Raw genomic sequence first — 23,935 nt, forward strand, 5'->3', positions numbered from 1 at the left:
CACTTCCCGGCGAAGGAAGTGGCCCTCTTTTCAGTTTGGGTCGTCAGTGCGGGTCAGCGGCCAATAAAGTCGCGCACCTGGGTGTAGACGGTGGCGTCACCGTACAGGCTCGAGTGGGTCAGGCAGGAGGTCTTAGTATTGGTGGCTCCGCTGAGCGGCACGCTGCTGTTGGGGTTGATGACCGCGTCGCAGGGCGACCACCAGGTGGCGTAGCGGACCGCGCCGGGCGTTTCGTCGCCGCTGTTGAGCGCTTTGATGAACGACGAGCCCTGGCGCATCTCAATGCAGGAGGCGGTGGAGCAGGCCAGCGCAAAATCGGTGCCGTGGTTGGGGCCGCCGAGCGACACCCAGGCGTCCACTTTGGCGGTGCCGCCGAGGTTCTTGAGGTAGTAGCGGCTGGAGAGCGCGCCCATCGAGTGCGACACGATGTCCACTTGCGCCGCGCCGGTCTGCGCCAGGATCGCGTCCACCTTCTGCCGCAGCAGGTCGGCAGTCACGGCGTTGGACTTGAAGCTGTCATACGACCAGCTGAACAGCTGCGCGTCGGTCCAGCCGTCCTGCTTGAAGCGGTTCATCATCGGGCTCCAGATGGAGCCATCCGAGTTGAAACCGTGCACGAACAGTACCGGATGCCGCACCGGCGCGGCAAGGGCCTGGGCCGACAGCTCGGACGGAGCCTGGGTCAGGGTGCCACAGCCCGCCAGCAGCGCCGCCGAGAGCGGCAACAGGACGAAACGTTTGGAAAAAGCCAGGAAAGGGACAGTCATATGCTCAGTCCAATCTAAAGCCTCTGCCAGAAAACTTACCCAATGCTCATGGTAAAGGCGGGCCTGGGTGGGTCAGCCGGCACCCTTACACGCTCGCTGTACTTTGCCGTACTATGTAGTCATGCAAGGTAAAGACCTGGACGGCAACCTGCTGCGCGGCACCCTGGACTTTCTGCTGCTGGCGAGCCTGGAAGACGGCCCGCTGTACGGCCTACGCATCATTCAGGACGTGCAGGACCGGACCGACGGGCATTTCCGCTTCAAGGAAGGGACGCTGTATCCGGCATTGCACCGCCTGGAAAAGCGCGGCTGGATCGTGGGGGAGCAGCGTCCGAGCGACGCGGGCGGCCCACCGCGCAAATACTATGAGCTGACCGAGGGCGGCAAAACCGAACTCGCCCGGCAGCGCGAGCAGCAGCGTGCCCATGCCCGCGCCCTTGCCCCCTACCTGCAACTTTGGAGACTGGCATGACCCCCGAAGACCGCTTTGTGAAAGCCGCCACCCGGGGCCTGAGCCGGGGCAAACGGGCCGAAGCCCAGGCCGAGCTACGCTCTCACCTGCACGAGCGCACCCAGCAACTGATTCTGGCGGGTAAGCCGCTGCCGTCAGCGCAGGCACAGGCCATGCAGGAACTTGGCGCACCGGCCCAGATTGCACGGGGCTTACGGCGCACCGAGCATGTCCACCCGCTGCTGAGCGCGGCGGTGCTGTTGGCCCTGGCGGGGGTGCTCCTCTGGCCGGTGCCGGAACTGCGTTGGCAGCAGCTCATGTCCCAGGTCTATAACGGTGTGGGAACAAGTAGCGGCAGCGGGGCAGAACTCATGGAACTGGGTTCCTTGCCCCTCCCCGAAGCGCGGCGGCGACTTGGCACCCTTGACATAGAGCTTGTCCACCAGAAAGGAAGCTACCTGCTGCGGCGTGCCGGCCTTCCAGACGCTCCGCTCGGGGACACACGGACCTTTCAGTGCCTGCCGCCCCTCTTGCCCGGGGGGACGCGGCCCACCCTCACTGACCTCTTGAATTCCGAGCTGCCCACTTACGTCGATATGCCCGGTCTGCTCAGCTGTATGGCACAGGCTCACTGGCCGCTCACCGTCTCGCCCAGCGGAGTGGCGCTCGGCGAGCAGACACTCCCGCTCTCCTGGGGAACGGATTACAGCCTGTCTGCAGCACTGTCGCAGGTGTACTTTCCAGCGCTCAGCACCGCCCTCAGGCAGCTTCCTGCACCTATGTGGCAAGCCGCTGGGATCGGTGGACCACTTATCACCCCACTCGCCAGCGATGACCTCCACTCTGCGCCCCCGCTTCAGCTGAATCTGCCCGGCGGGACGCCCATTTTGGCGCTCGTCAAAAAGCAGAGTCGGTCATACGGCGCCCCAGAACGCACAACTTACCCAGCATTTGCGGCGGCCCTGCGCTGGACGGACGCCCAGGGACAGCTCCAACTTCCGCGGCCCCTTCACGGCCCAGAGCTACGGCTCTACAGTTCACGTGCAGCATGGCTCCAGGCTCCACTCACGGAGAACGCCACCCTACTGCTGCCCGTGTCAACTCAGGCAACTCAGGAAATTAGTCTCACGCCGCTGGCTGTCAGCGGGCCGGTGCCTGAATAAACTTAAGCGACCCCAGCAGGCAAGCGCAAAAGAGAAGGCCGCCCCACGACAGGGCGGCACTCACGTTTTGTCTCTCTTTGGGATTTGGGGTCTTAAGACCGGTTCTTCCGCCGCTCCAGCAATTCCGCCTTCAGCTCGTCAAACTTCACGCCCTTGCGCTCCTTGGTGCCTTCGCCGGTGCGCTCGCGCACGCTGACCTCGCGGGCCTCCTGCTCCTTGTCGCCCACGATCAGCATCACCGGAATCTTGTGCAGCTCGGCGTCGCGGACCTTGGCCTGCATGCGGTTGGAGGAATCGTCCACCTCGGCGCGCAACCCGGCGCGGTGCAGTTCCTCACGCAGCTCCTCAGCGTAGGCGTTGTGGCGGTCGGCAATAGGGATGATCATGACCTGCCGGGGCGCCAGCCACAGCGGAAAGTCGCCCGCGTAGTGCTCGATCAGGATGCCGGTGAAGCGCTCGATGGACCCGAAGGGCGCGCGGTGAATCATGATCGGGCGGTGCTCCTGCCCGTCCTCGCCGGTGTAGGAGATGTCGAAGCGCTCGGGCAGGTTGTAGTCCACCTGAATGGTCCCGAGCTGCCACTCGCGCCCCAGCACGTCCTTGACCACGAAGTCGAGCTTGGGGCCATAGAAGGCTGCGTCGCCGGGTTCGATGGTGTAGGGCAGGCCGACTTCCTCCACCGCCTCGATAATCTGGCGCTCAGCCAGCGCCCAGTTCTGCTCGTCGCCCACGTACTTGTCGGACTCGGGGTCGCGCACGCCCACGCGGAAACGCACGTCGGTCATGCCGAAGGTCTTGAGCACCAGCACCGTCAGGTCGAGCACGTCCAGAAACTCGCGCTTGAGCTGGTCCGGGCGGCAGAAGATGTGGGCGTCGTCCTGCGTGAAGCCGCGCACGCGGGTCAGGCCGTTGAGTTCGCCCGACTGCTCGTAGCGGTACACCGTGCCGAACTCGGCCAGCCGCACCGGCAGGTCGCGGTAGCTGCGCGGCTTGCTGGCGTAAATTCGCACGTGATGCGGGCAGTTCATGGGCTTGAGCATGTACTCTTCCTCGTCCACCTGAATCGGGTTGAACTGAGACTCGGAGTAGTACGGGTAGTGCCCGGAGGTGCGGTACAGGTCGAGGTTCCCGATGTTGGGCGTCACCACGCCCTGGTAACCGCGCTGGAACTGCTGCTCTTTCATGAAGTTGGTCAGCTCTTCGCGCAGCACCGTGCCGTTGGGCAGCCACAGCGGCAGGCCCTTGCCCACCAGCGGGTCGATGGTGAACAGTTCAAGTTCCTTGCCCAGCTTGCGGTGGTCGCGCCGCTTGGCTTCTTCGAGCTGAAACAGGTACTCGTCCAGTTCCTTCTGGGTGGCGAACGCCACGCCGTAGATGCGCTGGAGGATGGGGTTTTTCTCGTTGCCGCGCCAGTACGCGCCGCTGGTGCTCATCAGCTTGAAGCTCTGCGGCAGCTTGCCAGTGCTAGGGAAGTGCGGCCCCCGGCACAGGTCGGTGTAGTCGCCCTGGCTGTAGAAGGTGATGGGTTCGTCGTCCGGCAAACCCTCGATCAGCTCAGCCTTGTAGGGGTCGTGGGGAAACTGCGCCAGCGCCTCGTCTTTGCTGATTTCGCGCCGGGTGATGTCCAGGCCGCGCCCGATGATGTCGCGCATGATCTTTTCGATCTCGGGCAGGTCCTCTTCTTTCAGCGGCTCGGGCAGGTCGAAATCCTGATACCAGCCGTTTTCGATGTACGGCCCCACCCCGCGCTTGATGGCGTCGGGGCCGTAGCCTTTGGCCTTGTAATATTCGCCCACCGCCTGACTCATGACGTGGCCCAGCGAGTGCCGGAACAGCGGCGCGGCGTCGCCGGGATTCTTCTTGGTGATCAGGGTGATGCTGGCGCCATCACTCAGCGGCGTCATCAGGTCGGTAAGTTCGCCATTGGCGGTGGCGCCCAGGGCGTCTTGCGCCAGGCGCGGGCCGATGGCTTTGGCGGCGTCGAGCGCCGTGGCGCCGGGTTGAAGGTCGAGTTGTTTACCGTCGGGAAGGGTGACGTGCATGGTTCTCCTTGATATGAACATGAAAAAGCCCGGTCTGGCCGCGTGGACAGCAAAACGCCTGAAAACCGCAACAGGGGTTCTCAGGCGCTCAGAGTTCGCGTGCTCAGTCCGGGCATGGAGGGACTTCGGCGGCCCACGCGGCGCATCACCAGACCGGAGTGATGGGCGGGGCGCTTCATGGCCTCATAATAGCGCGGCGGGCGGGCAGGGGTCAAAGCGCCTACCCTCCCTCCCTGGCAGCATGGCAACTTTTGCGCCGCCCGGGCCGTATGCCCAGATATGTCCCCCCCGACCCCCGCTCAATTGGCGCCGCTGCGTGAGCCCACGCCGAAGTGGTGGCCGCTGCTGGTCGCAGTGCTTGTGCTGACCAGCCTGCTGCCGGTCGTGCTGATCCTGGCCCCGCCCGTGCTGGGGCTGCCCAGGTACGAGGTCTCGGGCGGGCAGGTCGTGGCGCGTTCTCTGGCGTCCAAAGTGGTCATCCCGGCGGGAACACCCGCAGAAAAAGTGTCGCTGGGACGCCTTTCAAAACAGGTGGGCAGCAACATGCCCGGCTATACGGTGGGCCACTTCCGTTCCGAGCGCGGAGAACTGGCGGTCTACGGCAACGGCTCGCGCACGGGACTGCTGTTCGGCACCCAGCCGCCCACTTTCCTCACGCCCGCCGACCCCGAAACTTTGCTCATCGTCTGGAAAAAAGGGGACGCGGCAACCTTCCGGCCCAGGGGAGTGCCGCTGCGGGAAAATATCTGGCCGCTGCTGCTGCTTTTGCCACTCTCACTCGCGGTCGGCTCGCTCCTCATCTCCAGGCCGCGCCTCAGTTACGAAATCCACGGCGACACCCTCACCGTCAAGACTCGCGCCAGCAGCACCGATTTTCTGCGCCAAAGCACGAAGGCCAGCGTGACCAGCGACCCGCTAGGCGTGCGGCTGTTCGGCACCGGGATGCCCGGTTATCACACCGGCACCTTTTCCACCCGTTTGGGCAACGTGCAGGCGGCGGCGAGCAGTGCCCGGCCAGAGCAAGCGCTGCTGCTGGAACACGCGGGCAAACGGTACTACCTGACACCGAGTGACCCGGCGGCGGTGGAGGCGTGGTTCGGGGGCTGACCTCAGCGTTCGGCAAGCACCTTTTTCAGCAGGTCGGGCCGGTTGGTGATGACGCCGTCCACGCCCATTTGCACCAGCCGGCGCATCTCGGCCTCGTCGTCAATGGTCCAGACCTGCACCGCCACGCCACGGGCGTGCAGGGCGCGCACGAAGGCCGGCGTGACGATTTCGATGCCGCCCGAGCGCACCGGCACCTGGGCCACCTGCCCCGGCGTGGGAGCCAGAGCACTCAGCCCCACCTTGCTCAGCAGCACCAGCGGGCGCAGTTCGCGCTCGGTCATGGAGGTCATGACTTCCGGGCACAGGCGGCGAAACTCGTTCAGGGCCGCGTCGCTGAAACTCGCGGCAATCACCCGCCCCGTCGCCCCGGCGCGGCGCAGTTCGGCGCAAAACGGCGCGGCAATGCTGGGACTCGCCTGCTTGAGTTCGATAATCAGCGGCGTGTTCGGAAACTCGCGCAGCACGTCCTTTAACTGCGCGACCTGCACGCCCTGGCCCCGAAAGGGAAAGCCGCTGCCGCCCGCCGGGGTCAGCGTGTAGCCGGCGTCGGCCCGCAGCACCTGTTCCAGCGTCAGGTCGGCAATGCGGCCTTGGGTGTCGGTCAGGCGGTCGAGCGTCGCATCGTGCGAGAGGACAAGCGCGCCGTCGCGGGTGGCGTGCAGGTCCATTTCCAGCAGGTCCACGCCGAGGGCCACCGCGCCCCGGTAGGCGGTCAGGGTATTGCTCGGCCACAGCGCCTCGCCGCCCTGATGGGCGATGTTGAGGGTGCGGCCCGTCAGGTAGGGATTGGGCGCGGACGCGACCGGCGTGGCGCACCCCATCAGCAGCAGGGCCAGCGCCCCGAACCAGATTTTCGACATGCTCTACTTTGCCGCGTTCCAGTCAGCGGGGCAACTGCCGGGCCAAGAATGCCAAAAAAAGCGGCCCCCGCAAGAGCCGCTTCAGAGCAAAAGTTGAAGTTAGAGGCCCGCTTCCGCCAGAAACGCGTCGAGCTTCTGAGGCCGGAACCCGCTGAGGCTGTGCGCCACGTCGCCGCTGACCAGGGTGGGCACGCTGCGGCGCCCGCCGTTCACGCTCATCACGTACTCGGCGGCCTGTTCGTCCTGCTCGATGTTGATTTCCTCGTAAGCGATGCCCTTCTGCGTCAGCGCCCGCTTGGCCGCGTGGCAGTCGGGGCACCAGGTGGTGGTGTACATTTTGACCATAGGCTCAGTTTACAAAATAAAGCACTCGGGGAAATGACCGGGCCTTGAGCCGGACTTGAGCGTCAGCGAAACAGCCGGGCGAGCAGGCTCAGCACTACGCTGAGCACCAACATGCTGACCCAGGGCACGAAAACGAAGGTGTTGCCGTTCTGGTAGCGAATGTCGCCCGGCAGCCGCCCGAACCAGCCGAACAGGGTCCGCAGCAGCCCCGGCTGATAGGCCCACAGCAGGCCCAGCACGATGGCGAATACACCGGCCAGAATCAGCAGTTTGGGAAGAGATGCCATGCCTGTCAGCCTACGGTGGCCGTCAGTATCGCGGCTGAGCAGCCCCAAAACGTGGCTTTACCTGAGTCACCACAAAAAACCGGCCTGTCACAGGGACAGACCAGTCGGGGAAAGAGAGAAGGTTCAGGCGCTCGGAGCGCTCTCGGTTTCGGGGGCAGCGGCGGGCGCGGGGGCCGGAGCCGCCATGTCCGTGTCACCAGCGTCGCCCTCGGGGCGGTCGGCCTTGTCCTTCTTGGGGGACGCCGGGGCCTTGGGGGCCATGATCATGTTCATGTCCATGCCCATCATGCTGGGGTTGCCTTCGGGCGCGCCGACATCGGCCAGCGTTTCAGCGACGCGCACCAGGATGCGCTCGCCGAGTTCGGGGTGCGTCCGTTCGCGGCCACGGAACATGATGGTGACCTTGACCTTGTGGCCCTCGTTGAGAAAGCGCCGCACGTGTCCGGTCTTGGTCTTGAAATCGTTGTCGTCGATCTTGACGCGGAACTTGATCGCCTTGACTTCTTGCGAGCGGGCGCGCTTGCGGTTTTCCTTCTCGTTTTGCTGCTGCTCGTAGCGGAAGCGGCCATAATCGAGGAGGCGGCAGACGGGCGGCACAGCCTGCGGGCTGACCATCACGAGGTCCAAGCTCTTTTCACGGGCCATGTTCATGGCCTCGCGGGTATCGATAATCCCGATCTGCTCCCCTTCCGCGCCGATCAGGCGGACCTGCCGGACGCGAATCTGCTCGTTGACCTTAAGATCTTTCGCTATGGTTATCACCTCCGCCGCGCCCCACAGGCTGCGGCGCGAATGCGCGGTCAGGACCTGTGCCGGGCGGCTTGCAACTGCGCCGTGTCCCGGGCAGTTCAGGAAAGTAGTCTACCACGCCCGCGCCCTTTTCCCGCCGAAAAGCACTAGAAAAATGTTAGGACTTCAGAAGCCGATGTTGATGTCGAGCAGTTCGGTGGCCGCTTCACCCACAGCGCTCTCGTCCTCGGTCTGCGCGGCGCTGAAGTCGTCCAGGCTGACGATGGCGCGCACCTGCACATGACCCAGCAGATACCGGTTGGTGCGAATCACTGTCCAGGGCGTGAGCAGCCCGAGGGAAAAGATGCGGGCCAGCGTATTGGCCAGGTTGATCCACACCAGCCGCCAGGGGCTAAAGGTGGCCTGGGTCCGCACCACGCCGCCCAGCTCGAAATTGTTGAGGACGTAATGCATGGTAGCGGCGCGGACGTACTGCCACGCTATGCCGTAGAGCACTGCCAGCGCCAGGTAACCGAGCACGAAAGCCACCACCACCGCGGAAGTGAGCAGGTCGGTGTCGAGCTGTTCGAGGTTCAGGTCACCCAGGACGCCAGCGATGGTCGCAGCCCCGATGGCGAGCCCCGCGAGGAGCCCTATGCCCAGCACGGTCAGGCCGGCCCCCGCCAGCCCAATCAGGTAAAAGGGCCCCAGGCTGCCGCGAAAGTGTCCGCGCGCCGTGCCGTAAGCGAGGCCGTCGGCCTGGTAGCGCCGCTGCATGAACCACGCCCAGGGCAGCGCGAGCGACCCCGAAAACACCGCCGCGATGTTGGCGACCCCGTAGGACACGTAGGCGTCCCCCAGCGACCCGGTAAAGCGGAACCGCAGCCCCCGGTGCACCGTGCTGCGCGCCTGAAAGCGCATGGACTGCCGCACCAGCCAGGGATACGCCACCGCGAACAGGAGGCCGAGCGCCCCGGTGACCCACTCCCAGCCGGTGAACTGAAGCTGCTGCGCCGCCGTGTAGAGCCCGAAAAACGCCACCACGATCAGGTAACCGCGCAGCAGAGCGAACGGGCTGGCGGTGTACTCGAAGTTCTGGTCATCGAGCCAGGTATGCCCGTAGAGATACTGCCGGGTGCGGATGCGGGCCCAGGGGGTATACAGCCCCAGCGTGATCACCGTGAGCGCAAGGTTCACGATCCAGACGCGGAAATACTCGCTGGCCTGACCAGTGAAGCGCAGCGGGTAAGTGTGGACCCGGGCGGCCTGCGGCGCGTTCGCCGTCCCCAGCGGAGTGGCGAGCAGCGCCTGGCCGGGGGGCAGGTCCTGGGGAGGCAGGGTCATGGCCTCCATAGTAGGCGATGCCGCGCGACTTCCGGCCTTGCCCGGCCTGCCCCGATGGCCATGCAGACCGCGCCCAGGACGGCCCAGATGACGGCCCAGACGGCTGTGCTACCTTTGGCAGCAAGATCACTGCCGGTGTGGTGGGCGTTTTTGCCCTGTCCCCCCCTGCCCCCGCCCCGGCCCCGGAGGCCCACATGCCGCTGCACACCCTGGAGGACCTGACACCTGACATCCACCCCACGGCCTTCGTGGCCCCGAGCGCCGACGTGATCGGCCAGGTAAAGGTGGAGGCGGGCGCGAGCATCTGGTTTGGCGCCGTCCTGCGCGGCGACACTGAACAGCTCCGGGTGGGCGAACGCAGCAACGTGCAAGACGGCGCCGTGCTGCACGCCGACCCCGGCTTTCCCTGCACGCTGCACGAGGACGTGACGGTGGGCCACCGCGCCGTGGTACATGGGGCGACATGCGAGGCGGGCAGTCTAGTTGGCATGGGCGCGATCATGCTCAACGGCTCGCGCCTGGGCCGGGGCGCGGTGCTGGGCGCCGGGGCACTGCTCCCGGAAGGGAAGGAAGTGCCCGACGGAATGCTCGCCGTGGGGACGCCCGCCCGCGTGGTGCGTCCGGTGGCGGCGACCCCCAACGCGGCCAGCTATGTCCGCAACGGCGAGCGCTACCGCGCCGGCCTACGTTCCCAGGCCGACCCCGCCTCCCCCACCGGGCCCGCAGGAGACCCCACATGACAGACCCCCGCCGCCGCCCTGCGCGGCTGACCACAACTTCCGTCTCTACCCNTGACACGCTCGATTCTTTGCTGCACGACGGCGAGTCGGGCACCCTTGCCCCCGAGGCCCCGGTGCAGATTCGCCCGGTGCGTCGCCCCGCCGGTCAGGTGCCGACCACTTCCATCGAAGCGCTGAGCGGAGTGGAGCCGCCCGCGCCGCGCGCCGAGGTGCAGGTCCGCGCCTACCGCGATCCCAGCCGCCGGACGCCAACCGCTGCCGAGGAGCCGGTGGCACCCACCCGCACGTCCCGTTCGGCGCGGGCCCGGCCTACTCCGGCGGAAACGGTGCCGAGTGCGCCTGTACAGGCTCCAGTAGCCGAGGCACGACCTGAGCCCAAGCCCCGCCCACCAACCAAAGCTGCCGCGCCCGTTCCAGCGGCCAGCCCCGCTGAGGAGACAGAGGCCGCGCCCGCCAGTGCCCCCCGCAGCGGGTGGCTGAGCAGCGCCCTCAACGATTGGCTCAAGGAACCGGAGGCGCCAGCGGCCCCGCGCCGTGAGGCGGCTCCTGCTCGGCAGGTGCAAGAACGCTCGACGGCGACGCAGACCCAGGTGATTCAGGCCGCGCCGAAGCCTGCCCCGGCCCCGCAGCCTGACAGCGACCCGTCTCTGCCACGCACCTTGCAAGAAGCTCTGGCCTCCGACCGGCTGCCCGACCTGCCGGTGGAACTGCTCGAACGGCTCTGGGAACAGGAACAGGCGGCTCAGGAACAAGAGGAGCCCGCGCCCGCGCCCCGCGCTCCTGTGCGGCCCGTCGCTGCAGCTCTGTCCCCGGCGCCTTCCCCAGCAGCGCCGCCCCGACTGCCCGAGCCCGCGCTGCCGCTGGGCCCGCTGCCGGAGGGCGCGCACGTCGCTGTGCCCACCCTGCAACCGATGTTTCCGGGCGCCGCTCCCTTCCTGGCGCGCTTTTTGCCGCTCAGCGCCCCGCTGCAACTGGGGCTCAGCAGCCGGTTTTGCGACCTGCACGCCTTTCTGAAGTACCTGCACGAGCTGAGCTGGTACGGTTACCTGCACGTTTCGATGGGCGACCTCAGCACATACGCGCTGGTGTACGAGGGCCGGGTGGTCGCCGCCGCCGCCGTGAACGCGACCGGCGAGCAGGCGTTGGGCGAGCTGCTCTCGCTTTACGAGCAGGGCGCCACGATGGCGACCTATCCCCTGCCCCCCACCTATGCCCACGTTCTGAGCGGCGTCGGCTCGCGGGCGTGGAAATTCGACCTCACTGAGGATTTCACCGGGCTGTATGTCCACCCGGACGGCGCGCTGCTGTACTCACGCGGCGAAGTGGTGGCCGCCATGCCGGCGGGCCTGCCCTACGAGGGAGCCTTCCCGGCGCCGCTGCGGCCTCAAACCCTCATCCTGCCGCGCTCCTTCGCGGGGTGGGCGCACCGCATCTACATTCCCACCCTGCGCGGGCGCGACGCCAACAACCCGATTACCAGTGTCTACCACGGCTTCCGCGAACAGTACGGGGCCGCCGGAGCACAACTCATCCGGGCGCTGGGCGAGGGTCAGACTCCCGCCGAGTACGCCGTGCGGGCTGACGTGGCGCTGCACGACCTCGAGCCGCTGCTCCAGGAACTGACGCGGGGCGGGTATCTCAAAGAACACGGCGACTGAAGCCCTGAGGCCCGCGCCACCAAACGAGCGGCAGCGGCGTCATTTGCGCCTGGCGTCACGGTCCTCGCGGCGGGCAGGCGCAGAATGCGGGCCATGAACGCTGCCCCAGCTCCGCTTCTGCGCTCTCTGGTGACAGGGACTCCGCCCTACAGCGCGCTTCAGAGCGAGGTGCAGGCCGCCGCCCGCACCCTCTTTCCGCGCATGAGCGAGCGCCGGCACATGCTCGACGTGTTTACCAACGCGCAGATCGAGCGCCGCGCCCTTTCGCGCCCGCTGGCGTGGTACCTCGAACCACACGGTTTTGCCGAGAAAAACGGGGTGTTTCTGGAAGAAGCCCGCGCCCTGATCGTCCGGCTCGCCCGCGAAGCGCTGGATAAGGCCGAGCTCGCCCCCGCCGACGTGGACGCCGTGGTGGTCGTCAACACCTCGGGCCTCAGCACGCCGAGCCTGGACGCCTACCTGATTGGGGCGCTGGGCCTCAACCCCCACGCCGCCCGCTTGCCGGTCTGGGGTCTGGGCTGCGCGGGCGGGGCAAGCGGACTGGCGCGCGCCGCCGACCTGGTGCGCGCCGGGTTCAAGCGGGTGCTGTACGTGGCCGTCGAACTGTGCAGCCTGACGCTGGTCAAGGGCGACGAGTCCAAGAGCAATTTCGTGGGCACGGCTCTCTTTGCCGACGGCGGCGCCGCGCTGGTCGTCACGGCGCCCGACGTTCCTGGCCCCCGACCCCTGCTGGCGCTGCACGGCGGCTTTTCGACGCTGATCGAGGACAGCGAGGACATCATGGGCTGGGACGTGGTGGACGACGGGCTCAAGGTCCGCTTCTCGCGCGACATTCCGACGCTGGTGAATTCCATGATGCAGGAGAACGTGGCACAGGCCCTCGCCGCACAGGGCTGGGCGCGGGACGACGTGCAGACCTTCGTGGTGCATCCCGGCGGCGTGAAGGTGGTCGCCGCCTACGAGCAGGCGCTGGGCCTGCCGGACGGCACGCTGGATAGCAGCCGCGCGGTGCTGCGAGAGTACGGCAACATGAGCAGCGCGACCGTGCTGTTCGTGCTTGAAGAGGTGCTGAGGAGTCGGCCCCAGGGACGCGGCCTGCTGAGCGCGATGGGCCCTGGCTTCAGCGCCGAGCATGTGCTGCTCGACTTTGGCGGCGGGGAAGCGTGAAGCGTTGGCCCCGCCTCCCCGCGCCGATTACACTCGCGGCATGATTGACCTGATCGCCCGTAAACGTCCCCCGGCTGGCCTGCGCCCGGCGCTGCGGGCGAGCCTGAGCGCGGCCATGCAGCATTTCGGCGGGGAGGAGCGCGAGGTGACGGTGGTGCTGGTGGGCGACCCGGAGATTCGCGCGCTCAAGCTCGAACACTGGGGCGAGGACGCCGCCACCGACGTGCTGAGTTTTCCGACCTGGGAACCGGGCGACCCCTTCATGCCGCCGCACCTCGGCGACATCATCATCAGCCTCGACACGGCGCAGCGGCAGGCCGAGAGCCGGGGCCACTCGCTGACCCGTGAGGTTGCGCTGCTCGCCAGCCACGGCCTGACCCACCTCGTCGGCCACGACCACCCCCACGCCGAGGGCCTGGGCTTCGAGGAAGGCGCGACCGGCGAGGACTGGCAGGTGTTCCACGACGCCTGGGCCGCCGCGCAGACGGGCCTGCCCGCCGGAGCCTGACGCGTGAACTCGGCGGGCTCGGCCCTCTCGTGGAAACGCTGGTGGCGCTCGGCGGGCTTCGCCTGGGCCGGAATTGCTCATAGCTACCGCACCCAGCCCAACTTTCGGATCGAGACGTGGGCAGCGGTGCTGGCCCTCGCGCTCACCGCATGGCTGCGGGCGCCGCTCGCCCCGATAGCGTTGGCGTGCGCCCTGGTGCTGGCGCTGGAACTCGTCAATACCGCCGTCGAAGCGGTGGTGGACCTCGTCAGCCCCGAGCCGCACCCCCTCGCCGGGGTCGCCAAAGATGCCGCCGCCGCCGCCGTTCTGCTCGCCAGCCTCGGCGCGGTGGTGGTCGGGTTGGCCGTGCTGGGGCCGCCGCTGTGGGCGTGGGTGAGTCGGCTCTAGCCGTTGTTGAAGCGCTCAGACCGTCGAAGCGTAGGGATTTTCGAGTTGCACCAGCCGGGCATGGTCGGCGCGTTCGCTCTCGGCAATCAGGTCGGCAAGGGTCGTGTTGCCCAGCACGTCGCGCAGGGCGGCGTCCACCCGGAACCACAGGTTTTGCGTGCCGCACACATTGCGGCTGTCGCATACGTGGTCGTCTTCCACACACGACACTGGGGCAATGCTGCCTTCGAGCGCCGTCACCACGTCGTAGGCGTTGATGGCCTCGGCGGGCCGGGCAAGGCGGTAGCCGCCGTGCGCCCCGCGAATGCTCTTGATAAAGCCCGCGCGGCGCAGGTTGCTGGCAATCTGTTCGAGGTAATGCTGACTGAGGCCCTGGCGCTCGGCCACGTCCTTGAGCGGCACCGCTTCGCCGCCCCGGCGACCGATCTCGACCAGGGCGCGCAGGCCGTACTGAGCTTTGGTGGACACCCACATACCCGTCATTCTAGCCCGCGCGCCGCAGGCCGACTGTGGCCTTGCAGCTGCGGCCTCCAGCAGGCGCTCGCCCTCCCTGCAATGCCGGCCAGGAGCGGGCAAACGCCCCCTGACCGTATGGTAGCCTGTGGGCATATGAAGAACACCTTCGCCGTCACCATGACGCTGCTGCTGGCGCTGACCATCGGCGGGTCTATCGCGGGCTACAACATCGCCACCAAGTCGCACCACGAAGAGGCTGCCGCGCACGGTGAGGGCAAAGGCACCGAAAAGGGCACCGACGCGACCACCAGCGGCGCCGCCGGGAGCAAGGACAGCACCGCCGAAACCAGCCAGGAAAACACGACCACCCAGAGTGCCGAGGCCGGTGCCCAGGACGGCGAACCCAACCCTGAGGCGAACACCAACGCCAGCACGGCCACCGACGGGGTGAACAACGCCGGCAGCACCAGCAACGGCAACGACAACGAGCCCGGCACCACCGGCAACACCCCCGAGAACATGGCCGCCGCGCAGCCCGACACCAACAAGGCGAGCGCGAGCGGCGACGCGGACGCGGGCAAAGAGAAGTTCGCCGGAACCTGCGCCGGCTGCCACGGTGCCAATGCCGAGGGCGGCGTTGGCCCGGCGCTGAACATCGTCAAGGACTGGAGCCTCGAAGACTTCACCACCGCGCTGCGTCAGGGCCGCGCGCCCAACAAGACCCTCAGCCCGGTCATGCCCCGCTTCGTGGCGACCCAGGTCAGCGACCAGGACATCTCCAACATCCACGAGTACCTCAAGGGCCTCTGAGGCTTTTTCCCGGCCCGCTCCGTCTTCCGCGTGAAGGCGGGGCGCTTTTTTTGCAGAGCTTTTTGACAGGGCGGCCCGCAACTTTTCACCCGGTGCCCGCGTACTCTGACCTGATGAACATTCCCCTTTTCGGCAACCTGCTCGACCTGCCCGCCGGCGTGACCCGGCCCACCTGGGTCGTGCTGGACGTGACCGGCGACTACCCCGAACGTCAGCCCACGCAGCCGCTCGCCGCGCTGCTGAACAAGGCGGAAACGGTAGAGGCGCTCGCTGCCCGCGCCGCGAAGCTGGCCGAGGCCGACTGGCTGCACGGCGTGCTGGTGCGGGTGAGCGAGTTCACGGCGGCCCCGGCGACCGCGCACGCCATCCGCGAGATTCTGCGCCGCCTGAGCGAAAACAAGCGCACGGTGGCGTACCTGCCGCAGCTCACCATGACCAGCTTGATCGTGGCGAGCGGTGCCCAGGAAATTGCCGCGCCCGAGTCGGCGGACGTGATGGTGAGCGGGTTCGCCGCCGAGCCGACTTTCCTCGGGGCTTTCCTGAAAAAGCACGGCATTGAGTTCGAGAACCTGCGGATCAAGGAGTACAAGGCCGCGCTGACCCGCTTCTCGCAAGACCACATGGACGAGGCCAACCGCGAGCAGCTCAGCGCCTACCTCGGCGGGCTGGAAGCGGCGTGGGCCGCCGACCTCGCGCAGGGGCGCGGCGTGAGCGAGGAAGACGCGCTTGGCTGGCTGACTGCCGACCTCACCTCGGCGCAGGGGGCGGTGGACGCGGGCCTGATTGACCGGGTGGCCTATGAGGACGAACTCATCGGCCCCGGCACCCGACCCCTGGCGGCGGTGCTCGACCTGCTGCTGCCGAACAAGCCCGGCACCCCCAAGGCGGGCAAGGTCGCCGTGGTGTCGGTCGTCGGCAGCATCGTGACCGGCAAGAGCAAGAACAACCCCCTGCCTCTCCCGCTGCTCGGCGGGCCGATGGCGGGGTCCGATACCGTGGTGGCCGCGCTCAAACACGCCAAGGAGGACAAGGCAACGAAGGCCATCGTCGTCTATGTCAACAGCGGCGGCGGCTCGGCGCTCGCGTCCGACCTGATGTGGCGCGAAATTGCGACCAGCGACAAGCCGGTGGTCGTGGTGATGGGCGAGTACGCGGCGAGCGGCGGCTACTACCTCGCGACCCACGCCGACAAAATCGTGGCGAGCCCCTACACCCTGACCGGCAGCATCGGCGTGGTGAGCGGCAAGCCGGTGATGCAGGAATTTAACGGGCGCCAGGGCCTGAAGCCCGAGCGGGTGGGCCGTGACCGGGCGCTGATGTACAGCCCCAGCCGGCCCTACACCGACGAGGAACGCGCGCACATCGAAAAGGGCATCGGCGAGGTCTATGACCGCTTTACCAGCCGGGTGGCCGAGGGCCGCGACCTGAGCCAGGAGCGCGTCAACGAAATCGGGCGCGGGCGCATCTGGTCAGGTTACGACGCGCTGGAGCTGGGGCTGGTGGACGAACTCGGCGACCTGCACCGGGGCCTGGAACTCGCCCGCGAGCTGGCCGGGCTGCCGGACGACGCCCCCACCTGGAACGCCGCGCCCAAAAAGCAGGGGCCGCTGCCCGAGTTCGTGCAGGAAGCGGCGCAGGCGGCCCAGGTCAGCGTGACCGTCTGGCCTTTTGGCCGCGAACGGGCGCTGACCTGGCTCGACCAGGACATTCAGATTCGCTGAGCGCGTGAGGGCAGGGGCCGCCGGGCAAAAAGTCCAGGCGGCCCCTGCTCCTGGCTCACCACGCCAGTCTCCCCGCGTGCTGAGCTGACAGGATGCACAGCGACACCGTCATCCAGATCGTTTCCATCCTCGGCGCCATTCAGATTCTCGTCGCCTATGTGCTGGCGCAGACCGGGCGTATGCCGACGGGCAGCCGCACCTACAACCTGCTCAACTTCGTGGGCAGCGGGCTGCTTGCCATCGTCGCGGTGCTGGAACGCAACTGGGGGTTCATCCTGCTGGAAGGCACGTGGTCGCTCGTCAGCCTCGCGGCGCTGCTGTGGCCGGGCAAGATGGGCGGCGGGCACTGAGCCAGCCAGAGAAGCAATAAAAAATCCGCCTCTTGGGCGGTGATGGTCAAAAGATAGCGTCGTATACAGGAATTGTCAAGCTTATGCACCGCCTGGGCCGCTTTCCAATCGCCGCGCCGCTGCCCAGGGCACCAGCGACGCCAGGATGCACATCCCGAACGCGAGCGTGAGCGCCTGCGTCAGCGGCAAACGGGCGACCAGCGCTCCGCCGATGCCTGCCGAGAGCGCGACCATCAGCACTTCGATGTTGGCCCACTGGCCCGAGAGCTGCCCGCGTTCTTCGGTGGAGACGTGGCTCATGGCCCACAGGCTGTTGGAGTTGTATGCCACACCCATGCCGGTGCCCGCCACCAGCCAGCCCAGGTACGCCGCCCAGACCGGCAGCGGCCCCAGCACGCCCAGTGCAGCGAGAACCAGCCCGGCGGTGAGCACAGCGGCCCCTCCCCGGATGCGTGCCAGGCGTGAGCCGGGGCCGTATTTCTTTTCCAGTTGCGCTTGCAGCCACGCGCCCGTCGTCCACGCGATGCCCCCGATGCTGATGATCCACCCCGCGTCGCGCAGGCTGAGGTCGTGCAACCGCCGCAGCGCCAGCGTCATGAAGGGACCGAGGCCCATCTGCGCGAAGGCGATAAACCCGCGCACTGCCAGCGCCGACGGCAGACCGGGCCGCAGGGTCCAGAGGCCCGCCGGAAAGAGGGGCCGCATGGCGATCACTACACCGACCAGACCAGCGACGGTGAGTGCAGCTCCCAGCGCGTCGGGACGGCGCAGGCCCTCAATCAGTGCAGCGGCGGCCAGCAGCAGCGCCAGCGCGGGCCACAGGATGCGTTTGGAACTCTTGGGGGCCGAGCTGCGCGGCAGGGTCCGCAGTGGCAACAGGCACAGCGGCGCCGCCAGCACCAGCAGTCCCGCCAGTCCGCCGAAGACCACCCGCCATGACCACGCTTCCGCTACCGCGCTCGCCAGAGGCGGTCCTATCAGCCCCGGCACCAGCCACATGCTCGACACCGCCGCCAGCATCCGCGCCTGCGCCTGTCCCGCATACGCCGCTGGAATCACCACGAACGGCAGCGCCGCCAGCCCGCCGACTCCCAGCCCTTCCACCACTCGCGCCGCGACGATAAGCGGCATGGTCGGGGCCAGCGCCAGCAGCCCGAGGCCGATGCCGAACAGCCCCAGGCCCAGACCTGCGCCCCACGCCGCCCCGCGCCGGTCGGTGAGCAGCCCTGCCACAATCGCCCCCAGCAGGTTCGCCAGCATAAAAGCGCTTGACGCCCAGCCGTAGAGTCCCAGCCCACGCAGCTCCGTCGCCACCCGGGGCATCATCGTGCCGACCGCTGCCGACTCGAAAGCGACGACCAGAATGACGATCAGCAATCCGGCCCCCAGGGCGCGGGGCGGGTGGGACGGGGCGGCACTCAGGGAAGCAGAAGAAGACACGGCTGGCCATGCTCGCACAATGCAGGGCAAAGTGGGCTAGCGAAACTCCGCCTCCGCAAATGCCTCGTCTATCAAGCCCACCTTCTCATAGGCCAGGGTCCGCTGCCCGCCCGGTGCCACCCAGCCCCGCTGCACGGTGCGACTCGTGCCGGAGCCGCCGCGCTGCTCGAAGTCGAGGCCGCCGGGCCAGCTGGGCCGCGTGCCACTCAGCGGAGTGACCCGCCCTAGAACCGCCTCCAGCGCGTCGGGTCTGGGCTGAGGCCAGGCATCGTCGGGCGTGCGGTCGGTCTGCGCCTGCCAGGTCAGTGTCCAGTGACCGTCCTGCCACGTCCAGCAGGTGACGCGGTGCGCTATCCATTCACACTGTTGCTCGGCACTCCCCCGCGCAGTGAGCAGCACATTCACCCCGCCTTCGCTGTGGCCTACGCCGGGCACGGGACCACGTTGGTGGCGGGTGGCGGCCAGAGCAGCCTGCTCGGGGGTGCGTTGCTGAGCAGCTTGTACGGCGCCGGGCGTCTTGCCCAGCCAGAGCTGACCAGTCTGCCAGCGTAAGGGAAGGCCCAGAGCACTGTTCAGATCACGGGCCGCGAGCCAGAAACCGCCTGCCAAAGTTGCTGACTTGCGTGGCGGGTTAAAGAGCACAGTACGGGACTGGCTCGACGCCGCTTTCATCGTGGCTCTGCCTTGAGTGTCCACCAGAAAGGTCACGTCTGGCCGGTAAGCGTCCGCCAGGCTGATGCTGTCCGGCGTCTGACGGCAACTCAGGTCTTCCCGGTTTTGCTGCAACCACTGGCAGTTCACGTAGGCGCGGCCTGCGATGACTCGCACCGCCTGTGGTGGCAAAGGTGCCTGAAGGGAGGCAGCAGCAGTGAGCAGGGTCAGCAGCATGCCCCAGCGTAGCGGGCGAAGCTGACGGGTGCGTCCATCAAAAGAAGGACGGCACCCAGGCGCTCTCACAGTGAGCCCACAGAGTATGCTGACTTCACCCCAGCACCCGAGGAGAACAACGATGGTCATTTCGCACGGAACACTCAGCGCCAGCGCCGAACACGCCGCCCACCTTCGTCAACTGCTCGTCCATATTGCTCAGGCGACCCGGCAGGAAGACGGCTGCCTGCTGTATCTCGTGTCCGAGGACCTGAGCCAGCCGGGCCATTTTTTGATTACGGAACACTGGGACAACCTCGGGGCCATGCACACCCATCTGGCTCTCCCCGGCGTGACTCAGGCCATAGACGCCCTCAAGCACCTGAACGTCACCGACTTGAAGATCACGGCCTATGAAGCGGGCGAAGCCATTAACATTATGGGCTGAAGGCCAAAAAGACCGGCGGCCAGCCTCCGCAGAAGCTGACCGCCGGAAAGGGGTAAGCGCTTAAGCGGCGCCGACCTTCTCCGCGATGATGCCTTCGATGTACTTCACGACGCTCTGAAGCGGCACCCGAGCAAGCACGTCTTCCAGGAAGGCGGTCACGAGCATCTTCTCGGCCACTTCCCGGCTGATGCCGCGCGAGCGCAGGAAAAACAGCGCTTCCTGATCCACCGGCCCGGTCGTGGAACCGTGCGAGCAGCGCACGTCGTTGGCGTTGATTTCCAGCTGCGGCACGCTGAAGTTGCGGGCCTCGCTGCTCAGCATCAGCGTGCGGTGCTTCTGGTAAGCGTCGGTCTTCTGCGCGTCGAGGTCTACCTTGATCATGCCGCTGAACACGCCCACTGAAGTGTCGTCGTTCACGCCCTTGTACAGCAGGTCGCTGTGCGCGTGCGCGGCGGCGTGGTGCTGCAAGGTGTAGTGGTCGAAGTGCTGATCGTCATTGGCAAAGTACAGCGCCAGCATCTCGGAATCCGCACCTTGGCCGCGCAGATAGCTCTGCATCTCGGTGCGGCTGAGCGTGCCGCCCATCGTGACGACGAGGCTGTTGAGCGTGCCGTCGCGCTCCACGTCGCCGCGCTGGCGCTGGATGTGGGTCACACCTTTGCCCCAGTTCTGGATGGAGACGTAACGGAGGCGCGCCGCCTGCTTGACGACCAGTTCCACCGCGCCGATGGCGTAGGTGCCGGGCAATTCTTCGCTGTCCTGCTCGTCAATGAACGTGACCTGCGCGTTTTCTTCGCAGACGACCAGGGTGCGGGTGGCGGTGTAGGTGCCCGCCTCGCTCATCACGCGGAAGGAGCCGAGGGGCAGCTCGACTTCCACGCCGCGCGGCACGTACACGAAGGCGCCGTTGGTCCACAGGGCCGCCGCCAGCGCGGAGAACTTGCCCTCGCTGGGGTCGGGCGACTTGCTCGGCGTGGTGCCGGGCGCGGCGATGGTGGTGTCGTCGGGCACTTCGGCGGGCACCACCGAGTAGAGGTACTGCTGCACCTTGTCGGCGTGCTGCTCCACGGCGGTCTTGAGGTCGGTGAAGATGACGCCCTTGGCGGTCAGTTCGGCGGGGAGTTCAGTGCGGTACACCACGTCCGGGCCGTCGAGCACGAGGAAGGCGCCCACGTCGGTGCTGCTCAGGCGCTTCTGCACGCTGGCGGGCAGCTTGGTCGTGTCGGTGGTCGCCTCGCGCTTGGGGTGGGGGTTCAGCGCGTCGAAATCCACGTCCACGCGGGTGTATTTCCAGGCTTCGACGCCTTCGGTGGGCACATCCAGCGAGGTGAACAGGTCGAGTCCCTGCTGTCGCTTGGCGGTCAGCCACTCGGGGCCGCCAGTCTGGGTGAGTTGGTCGTTGAATTTGGTCATGGTTCTCCTTAAAGCCAGTCCAGCAGCGTCAACCCCGGAATGCGCTGAAAATGGCTGGTATTACGAGTGACAAGGGCGGCGCCGTGCTGAATGCTGAGGGCCGCAATCATCAAATCGGCTTCGTCAATGAGCTGGCCGGTGGTACAGAGTTGGTGGTAAATATCTGCGGCGATGTCGGCAGCCTGCTGATCAAAGTCCAGAGTGGCATGTCCTGAAAGGAGCTGGTCAAGCTGTGCCAAACGCCGCGCATACTGCGGTGCCAGTAGACTGCGCCGCGCTTCGTAGCGCACCACGCTTGGAATCACGACCGGCACAGTCATCAGGGCCTGCCGATCATGCCCAAACGCCGCCGGTTCCAGCTTTTGCAGCGCAATCAGGATGTTGGTATCCAGCGCCAGCATTTAGACTTCTTCAGGCGGAAAGGTACGCCAGGGGCGCCGCTTCGTCCCCTCATCCCACGCCGCCTGCTCTTCGGGGGTCCAGTCGGCGGCGAACGCTTTCAGGGCCGCGATTTGCTGCGCCGCGTACTCCTGGCGCTCGACCAATTCCTGAATCGCCTTGATGGCTTCAGGAGGCAGACGGTCTATACGTTCATGCAGCTCTTTCGGTGCGGTCATTCCTTCACCTCACCCAGAAACGCCTCCACTTCGATCACCACGCCGAACGGCGCATCGAAATAGAAAGTCAGGCGTCCGTGGTTTTCCCTGGGCGGCGGAATCTGAAAGCCCGCGCCGATCAGCTCGGCGTGGACGGCCTGCACCTGCTCGGGCGTGTCCTGAAGGAAGCCGATGTGAAAGACCCTGGGGTACACCACGTCGCTGACCCAGAATACTGACAGCAGCGCGCCGATGTCGTCGTGCAGGAAGGCCATCTTCTCATTAACCGGCATCCCCCTGGCCGGGCGCAGGCCAAAGAAGTGCCCGAAGATGTCCACCGCCTGCGCGACATCCGAAACACCGAGGTTGATGTGGTTGAGTTTCATGGCTGCTCCTTACGTCGCAAACTCATCTGCTTGAATCAGGCCAGCCTCAAAGCACCAAGCGGTGCCTAGGAGTTAGCCGATATCCAAATCCAGCATCCTCAAACTTTCCTGACTTAGAAAAGGCCTTAAGTTCTCGGAAATTTCCGGATAGCCGCCGAGCGTTTCAAGGAAGCAGAGTTCAACCGCTTCAGAGAGGTCATCTTGCCGGGGAATCTTCGCTGGAGAACTTATCTTGGCCATGTCTTCCACGACGTTTCCAAGTTTTCTCCAGACCTCTCCAGGCTGATCCGGTCTATCAGAGAGGAAATGCACCAGCTCAAGAAATACGCCGCAGTAAGTGAAGCTGCCCTCAGACTTGCAGAAGATGGCGTCGTGAAGCAGCCACTTCTCAAAGTCAGGAAATACAGCTTCCAACTCACGACATACAGCATTGACGCTGGGCATTTCCATCTCCTACCTCAGCCCACCGAACCTTCCATTTCCAGCTCGATCAGGCGGTTGAGTTCCACCGCGTATTCCAGCGGCAGTTCCTTGGCGATCGGTTCGATGAAGCCGCGCACGATCAGGCCCGCCGCTTCGTCTTCGCTCAGGCCCCGGCTTTGCAGGTACAGGATCTGCTCGTCGTTGATTTTGGAGACGGTCGCCTCGTGGCCCACGCTGGCGTCCTTTTCCTCAATTTCGATGTAAGGATAGGTGTCGGTGCGGGCTTCTTCATCCAGCAGCAGGGCGTCACATTCCACGTTGGTCTTGCTGCCCTTCGCACCTTCGTAGATCTTCACGAGGCCACGGTAAGAGCTGCGGCCCGAATCCTTGGAAATGCTCTTGGACACGATGGTGCCGCTGGTGTGCGGGGCGAAGTGGACGATCTTCGCGCCCGCGTCCTGGTGCTGCCCGCGTCCGGCCATGGCGATGCTCAGCACTTCGCCGCGTGCGCCGTCTTCGAGCAGGTAACAGGCGGGGTACTTCATGGTCACCTTGCTGCCCAGGTTGCCGTCCACCCACTCCATCACGCCGCTGCCGTACACGGCGGCCCGCTGGGTCACGAGGTTGTAGACGTTGTGGCTCCAGTTCTGAATGGTGGAGTAGCGGAAGCGCGCGCCTTCCTTCACCACGATTTCAATCACGCCCGAGTGGAACGAGTCGGCGTTGTACGCCGGAGCGGTGCAGCCCTCGATGTAGTGGGCCTGCGCGCCCTCGTCCACAATAATCAGCGTGCGTTCGAACTGGCCGCTGCTTTCCGCGTTGATGCGGAAGTAGGTCTGCAAGGGGATGTCCACCTTGACGCCCTTGGGGATGTAGACGAAGGAGCCGCCCGACCACACCGCCGAGTTGATGGCCGCAAACTTGTTGTCTTCCGGCGGCACGATGGTGGCGAAGTGCTCGCGGAAGAGGTCAGGGTACTGGCGCATGCCGTCCTCAATGGACAGGAACACCACGCCCAGCTTCTCCCACTCCTCTTTGAGGTTGTGGTACACCATTTCCGACTCGTACTGCGCGCCCACACCGGCCAGCGCGGCGCGTTCGGCTTCCGGAATGCCCAAGCGCTCGAAGGTGTTCTTCACGTCCTCGGGCACGTCGTCCCACGAGCGGGCGTTGAAGCCTTCGGGCTTGATGTAGTAGTAGATCTCGTCGAGGTTCAGGCCGCTGAGGTCCGCGCCCCACTCGGGCATCGGCTTGCTCAGGAAGATGTCGAGCGCCTTGAGGCGGAAATCGAGCATCCACTGCGGCTCGTCCTTGGCCTTGGAAATCATCTCGACGACTTCGCGCGACAGGCCCTTAGGCGCCTTGATGGCGTACTTCTCGGGGTCGCTCCAGCCGTATTCGTACTCTTTGTTGATCTGGCTTGCTTCGGGATTGACGGTCATTTGAACTCCTTCGGAGAGGTCTGAGGGT

At 66.2% G+C, this 23,935-nt stretch carries 28 protein-coding genes; 12 read left to right on the top strand and 16 right to left on the bottom strand.

All coding sequences use genetic code 11. The features are described from left to right. Positions 1-53: 53 nt before the first annotated feature. Entirely contained in the window at positions 54-767 is a 714-nt protein-coding gene (locus DR_RS10665; protein ID WP_010888709.1) for an esterase/lipase family protein, read from the bottom strand. Positions 768-888: 121 nt separating this feature from the next. Here DR_RS10665 and DR_RS10670 point away from each other — a divergent pair, with 121 nt between their 5' ends. Both DR_RS10670 and DR_RS10675 read left to right on the top strand, forming a co-directional pair. Further along, entirely contained in the window at positions 889-1,239 is a 351-nt protein-coding gene (locus DR_RS10670; protein ID WP_051618815.1) for a PadR family transcriptional regulator, read from the top strand. Next, complete coding sequence (locus DR_RS10675) at positions 1,236-2,381, top strand: permease prefix domain 1-containing protein (protein ID WP_034350304.1); 1,146 nt, start codon at positions 1,236-1,238, stop codon at positions 2,379-2,381. The genes DR_RS10670 and DR_RS10675 overlap by 4 nt, the downstream gene beginning before the upstream one ends. A gap of 92 nt (positions 2,382-2,473) precedes the next feature. Here the strand turns inward: DR_RS10675 and thrS are convergent, their stop codons facing one another. After that, positions 2,474-4,423 carry a threonine--tRNA ligase gene (thrS, locus tag DR_RS10680; RefSeq protein ID WP_010888712.1) on the bottom strand — a complete coding sequence of 650 codons (1,950 nt, stop codon included), beginning with the start codon at positions 4,421-4,423 and terminating at the stop codon, positions 2,474-2,476. Positions 4,424-4,702: 279 nt separating this feature from the next. Between thrS and DR_RS10685 the strand changes: the two genes are divergently transcribed. Then, positions 4,703-5,530, top strand: coding sequence for a PH domain-containing protein (locus tag DR_RS10685; RefSeq protein ID WP_162177685.1), 828 nt, complete (start codon positions 4,703-4,705; stop codon positions 5,528-5,530). A 2-nt stretch (positions 5,531-5,532) separates the two neighbouring features. On the opposite strand, the gene DR_RS10690 is transcribed toward DR_RS10685, so the two are convergent. The 5 genes from DR_RS10690 to DR_RS10710 form a co-directional block, all read right to left on the bottom strand. Further along, complete coding sequence (locus DR_RS10690; RefSeq protein ID WP_010888715.1) at positions 5,533-6,390, bottom strand: glycerophosphodiester phosphodiesterase; 858 nt, start codon at positions 6,388-6,390, stop codon at positions 5,533-5,535. Positions 6,391-6,489: 99 nt separating this feature from the next. Continuing rightward, a complete protein-coding gene (locus DR_RS10695; RefSeq protein ID WP_010888716.1) occupies positions 6,490-6,735 on the bottom strand; it encodes a glutaredoxin family protein in 246 nt (81 codons plus the stop codon). A 62-nt stretch (positions 6,736-6,797) separates the two neighbouring features. Then, complete coding sequence (locus DR_RS10700; RefSeq protein WP_027479953.1) at positions 6,798-7,022, bottom strand: DUF2905 domain-containing protein; 225 nt, start codon at positions 7,020-7,022, stop codon at positions 6,798-6,800. A 123-nt stretch (positions 7,023-7,145) separates the two neighbouring features. Continuing rightward, positions 7,146-7,784: a translation initiation factor IF-3 gene (gene infC, locus DR_RS10705; protein WP_010888718.1), complete on the bottom strand. Its 639-nt coding sequence runs from the start codon at positions 7,782-7,784 to the stop codon at positions 7,146-7,148. Between the two features lie 153 nt (positions 7,785-7,937). Further along, positions 7,938-9,095 (bottom strand): YjgN family protein, encoded by a 1,158-nt coding sequence (locus tag DR_RS10710; protein WP_227085944.1) that lies wholly within the window; start codon positions 9,093-9,095, stop codon positions 7,938-7,940. Positions 9,096-9,289: 194 nt separating this feature from the next. Between DR_RS10710 and DR_RS10715 the strand changes: the two genes are divergently transcribed. From DR_RS10715 to DR_RS10735, 5 genes are all read left to right on the top strand, one after another. Further along, positions 9,290-9,835, top strand: a complete 546-nt coding sequence (locus DR_RS10715; protein ID WP_027479952.1) for a gamma carbonic anhydrase family protein — start codon at positions 9,290-9,292, stop codon at positions 9,833-9,835. Then, positions 9,832-11,493 carry a hypothetical protein gene (locus DR_RS10720; protein WP_010888721.1) on the top strand — a complete coding sequence of 554 codons (1,662 nt, stop codon included), beginning with the start codon at positions 9,832-9,834 and terminating at the stop codon, positions 11,491-11,493. The genes DR_RS10715 and DR_RS10720 overlap by 4 nt, the downstream gene beginning before the upstream one ends. Positions 11,494-11,577: 84 nt before the next feature. Beyond that, entirely contained in the window at positions 11,578-12,660 is a 1,083-nt protein-coding gene (locus DR_RS10725; RefSeq protein ID WP_010888722.1) for a type III polyketide synthase, read from the top strand. Positions 12,661-12,700: 40 nt separating this feature from the next. Beyond that, positions 12,701-13,168 carry an rRNA maturation RNase YbeY gene (gene ybeY / locus DR_RS10730; protein ID WP_027479950.1) on the top strand — a complete coding sequence of 156 codons (468 nt, stop codon included), beginning with the start codon at positions 12,701-12,703 and terminating at the stop codon, positions 13,166-13,168. Positions 13,169-13,171: 3 nt separating this feature from the next. Continuing rightward, complete coding sequence (locus DR_RS10735; RefSeq protein WP_010888724.1) at positions 13,172-13,555, top strand: diacylglycerol kinase; 384 nt, start codon at positions 13,172-13,174, stop codon at positions 13,553-13,555. A 15-nt stretch (positions 13,556-13,570) separates the two neighbouring features. Here the strand turns inward: DR_RS10735 and DR_RS10740 are convergent, their stop codons facing one another. After that, positions 13,571-14,029 carry an Rrf2 family transcriptional regulator gene (locus DR_RS10740; protein ID WP_027479949.1) on the bottom strand — a complete coding sequence of 153 codons (459 nt, stop codon included), beginning with the start codon at positions 14,027-14,029 and terminating at the stop codon, positions 13,571-13,573. Between the two features lie 135 nt (positions 14,030-14,164). Between DR_RS10740 and DR_RS10745 the strand changes: the two genes are divergently transcribed. The 3 genes from DR_RS10745 (at position 14,165) to DR_RS10755 (ending at position 16,892) form a co-directional block, all read left to right on the top strand. Then, on the top strand, positions 14,165-14,821 hold the full coding sequence (locus DR_RS10745) for a c-type cytochrome (RefSeq protein ID WP_027479948.1): 657 nt from the start codon (positions 14,165-14,167) through the stop codon (positions 14,819-14,821). A gap of 113 nt (positions 14,822-14,934) precedes the next feature. Then, positions 14,935-16,542 carry a S49 family peptidase gene (locus tag DR_RS10750; RefSeq protein WP_027479947.1) on the top strand — a complete coding sequence of 536 codons (1,608 nt, stop codon included), beginning with the start codon at positions 14,935-14,937 and terminating at the stop codon, positions 16,540-16,542. Between the two features lie 92 nt (positions 16,543-16,634). Continuing rightward, positions 16,635-16,892, top strand: coding sequence for a CBU_0592 family membrane protein (locus DR_RS10755; RefSeq protein ID WP_010888728.1), 258 nt, complete (start codon positions 16,635-16,637; stop codon positions 16,890-16,892). Positions 16,893-16,973: 81 nt separating this feature from the next. On the opposite strand, the gene DR_RS10760 is transcribed toward DR_RS10755, so the two are convergent. Together DR_RS10760 and DR_RS10765 are read right to left on the bottom strand one after the other, a co-directional pair. Then, positions 16,974-18,332, bottom strand: coding sequence for an MFS transporter (locus tag DR_RS10760; RefSeq protein WP_227085945.1), 1,359 nt, complete (start codon positions 18,330-18,332; stop codon positions 16,974-16,976). Positions 18,333-18,368: 36 nt separating this feature from the next. Beyond that, positions 18,369-19,220, bottom strand: a complete 852-nt coding sequence (locus DR_RS10765) for a hypothetical protein (protein WP_027479946.1) — start codon at positions 19,218-19,220, stop codon at positions 18,369-18,371. A gap of 121 nt (positions 19,221-19,341) precedes the next feature. On the opposite strand from DR_RS10765, the gene DR_RS10770 reads away from it, so the two are divergent. Further along, positions 19,342-19,647 carry a putative quinol monooxygenase gene (locus DR_RS10770; protein WP_051618814.1) on the top strand — a complete coding sequence of 102 codons (306 nt, stop codon included), beginning with the start codon at positions 19,342-19,344 and terminating at the stop codon, positions 19,645-19,647. Positions 19,648-19,707: 60 nt separating this feature from the next. Here the strand turns inward: DR_RS10770 and sufD are convergent, their stop codons facing one another. The 6 genes from sufD to sufB all read right to left on the bottom strand — a co-directional run bounded on the left by sufD (position 19,708) and on the right by sufB (position 23,907). Beyond that, a complete protein-coding gene (gene sufD / locus DR_RS10775; protein ID WP_010888732.1) occupies positions 19,708-21,060 on the bottom strand; it encodes a Fe-S cluster assembly protein SufD in 1,353 nt (450 codons plus the stop codon). Between the two features lie 8 nt (positions 21,061-21,068). Beyond that, positions 21,069-21,461, bottom strand: coding sequence for a type II toxin-antitoxin system VapC family toxin (locus DR_RS10780; RefSeq protein ID WP_010888733.1), 393 nt, complete (start codon positions 21,459-21,461; stop codon positions 21,069-21,071). Then, positions 21,462-21,677 (bottom strand): hypothetical protein, encoded by a 216-nt coding sequence (locus DR_RS10785; RefSeq protein ID WP_010888734.1) that lies wholly within the window; start codon positions 21,675-21,677, stop codon positions 21,462-21,464. Further along, positions 21,674-22,042: a VOC family protein gene (locus DR_RS10790; protein ID WP_010888735.1), complete on the bottom strand. Its 369-nt coding sequence runs from the start codon at positions 22,040-22,042 to the stop codon at positions 21,674-21,676. Before DR_RS10790 ends, DR_RS10785 begins: the two co-directional genes overlap by 4 nt. Positions 22,043-22,114: 72 nt before the next feature. Beyond that, on the bottom strand, positions 22,115-22,492 hold the full coding sequence (locus DR_RS10795) for a hypothetical protein (RefSeq protein ID WP_010888736.1): 378 nt from the start codon (positions 22,490-22,492) through the stop codon (positions 22,115-22,117). 8 nt (positions 22,493-22,500) lie between these two features. After that, entirely contained in the window at positions 22,501-23,907 is a 1,407-nt protein-coding gene (gene sufB, locus DR_RS10800) for a Fe-S cluster assembly protein SufB (protein ID WP_010888737.1), read from the bottom strand. Positions 23,908-23,935: the final 28 nt, after the last annotated feature.

The sequence above is a fragment of the Deinococcus radiodurans R1 = ATCC 13939 = DSM 20539 genome (genome assembly GCF_000008565.1).
GTDB lineage: Bacteria > Deinococcota > Deinococci > Deinococcales > Deinococcaceae > Deinococcus > Deinococcus radiodurans.

Coding starts and splice junctions, on each gene's coding strand:
- DR_RS10665 (WP_010888709.1), bottom strand. CDS start 767: ATGACTGTCCCTTTCCTGGCTTTTTCCAAACGTTTCGTCCTGTTGCCG.
- DR_RS10670 (WP_051618815.1), top strand. CDS start 889: ATGCAAGGTAAAGACCTGGACGGCAACCTGCTGCGCGGCACCCTGGAC.
- DR_RS10675 (WP_034350304.1), top strand. CDS start 1,236: ATGACCCCCGAAGACCGCTTTGTGAAAGCCGCCACCCGGGGCCTGAGC.
- thrS (WP_010888712.1), bottom strand. CDS start 4,423: ATGCACGTCACCCTTCCCGACGGTAAACAACTCGACCTTCAACCCGGC.
- DR_RS10685 (WP_162177685.1), top strand. CDS start 4,703: ATGTCCCCCCCGACCCCCGCTCAATTGGCGCCGCTGCGTGAGCCCACG.
- DR_RS10690 (WP_010888715.1), bottom strand. CDS start 6,390: ATGTCGAAAATCTGGTTCGGGGCGCTGGCCCTGCTGCTGATGGGGTGC.
- DR_RS10695 (WP_010888716.1), bottom strand. CDS start 6,735: ATGGTCAAAATGTACACCACCACCTGGTGCCCCGACTGCCACGCGGCC.
- DR_RS10700 (WP_027479953.1), bottom strand. CDS start 7,022: ATGGCATCTCTTCCCAAACTGCTGATTCTGGCCGGTGTATTCGCCATC.
- DR_RS10710 (WP_227085944.1), bottom strand. CDS start 9,095: ATGACCCTGCCTCCCCAGGACCTGCCCCCCGGCCAGGCGCTGCTCGCC.
- DR_RS10715 (WP_027479952.1), top strand. CDS start 9,290: ATGCCGCTGCACACCCTGGAGGACCTGACACCTGACATCCACCCCACG.
- DR_RS10725 (WP_010888722.1), top strand. CDS start 11,578: ATGCGGGCCATGAACGCTGCCCCAGCTCCGCTTCTGCGCTCTCTGGTG.
- ybeY (WP_027479950.1), top strand. CDS start 12,701: ATGATTGACCTGATCGCCCGTAAACGTCCCCCGGCTGGCCTGCGCCCG.
- DR_RS10740 (WP_027479949.1), bottom strand. CDS start 14,029: ATGTGGGTGTCCACCAAAGCTCAGTACGGCCTGCGCGCCCTGGTCGAG.
- DR_RS10745 (WP_027479948.1), top strand. CDS start 14,165: ATGAAGAACACCTTCGCCGTCACCATGACGCTGCTGCTGGCGCTGACC.
- DR_RS10750 (WP_027479947.1), top strand. CDS start 14,935: ATGAACATTCCCCTTTTCGGCAACCTGCTCGACCTGCCCGCCGGCGTG.
- DR_RS10755 (WP_010888728.1), top strand. CDS start 16,635: ATGCACAGCGACACCGTCATCCAGATCGTTTCCATCCTCGGCGCCATT.
- DR_RS10765 (WP_027479946.1), bottom strand. CDS start 19,220: ATGCTGCTGACCCTGCTCACTGCTGCTGCCTCCCTTCAGGCACCTTTG.
- DR_RS10770 (WP_051618814.1), top strand. CDS start 19,342: ATGGTCATTTCGCACGGAACACTCAGCGCCAGCGCCGAACACGCCGCC.
- sufD (WP_010888732.1), bottom strand. CDS start 21,060: ATGACCAAATTCAACGACCAACTCACCCAGACTGGCGGCCCCGAGTGG.
- DR_RS10780 (WP_010888733.1), bottom strand. CDS start 21,461: ATGCTGGCGCTGGATACCAACATCCTGATTGCGCTGCAAAAGCTGGAA.
- DR_RS10785 (WP_010888734.1), bottom strand. CDS start 21,677: ATGACCGCACCGAAAGAGCTGCATGAACGTATAGACCGTCTGCCTCCT.
- DR_RS10790 (WP_010888735.1), bottom strand. CDS start 22,042: ATGAAACTCAACCACATCAACCTCGGTGTTTCGGATGTCGCGCAGGCG.
- DR_RS10795 (WP_010888736.1), bottom strand. CDS start 22,492: ATGGAAATGCCCAGCGTCAATGCTGTATGTCGTGAGTTGGAAGCTGTA.
- sufB (WP_010888737.1), bottom strand. CDS start 23,907: ATGACCGTCAATCCCGAAGCAAGCCAGATCAACAAAGAGTACGAATAC.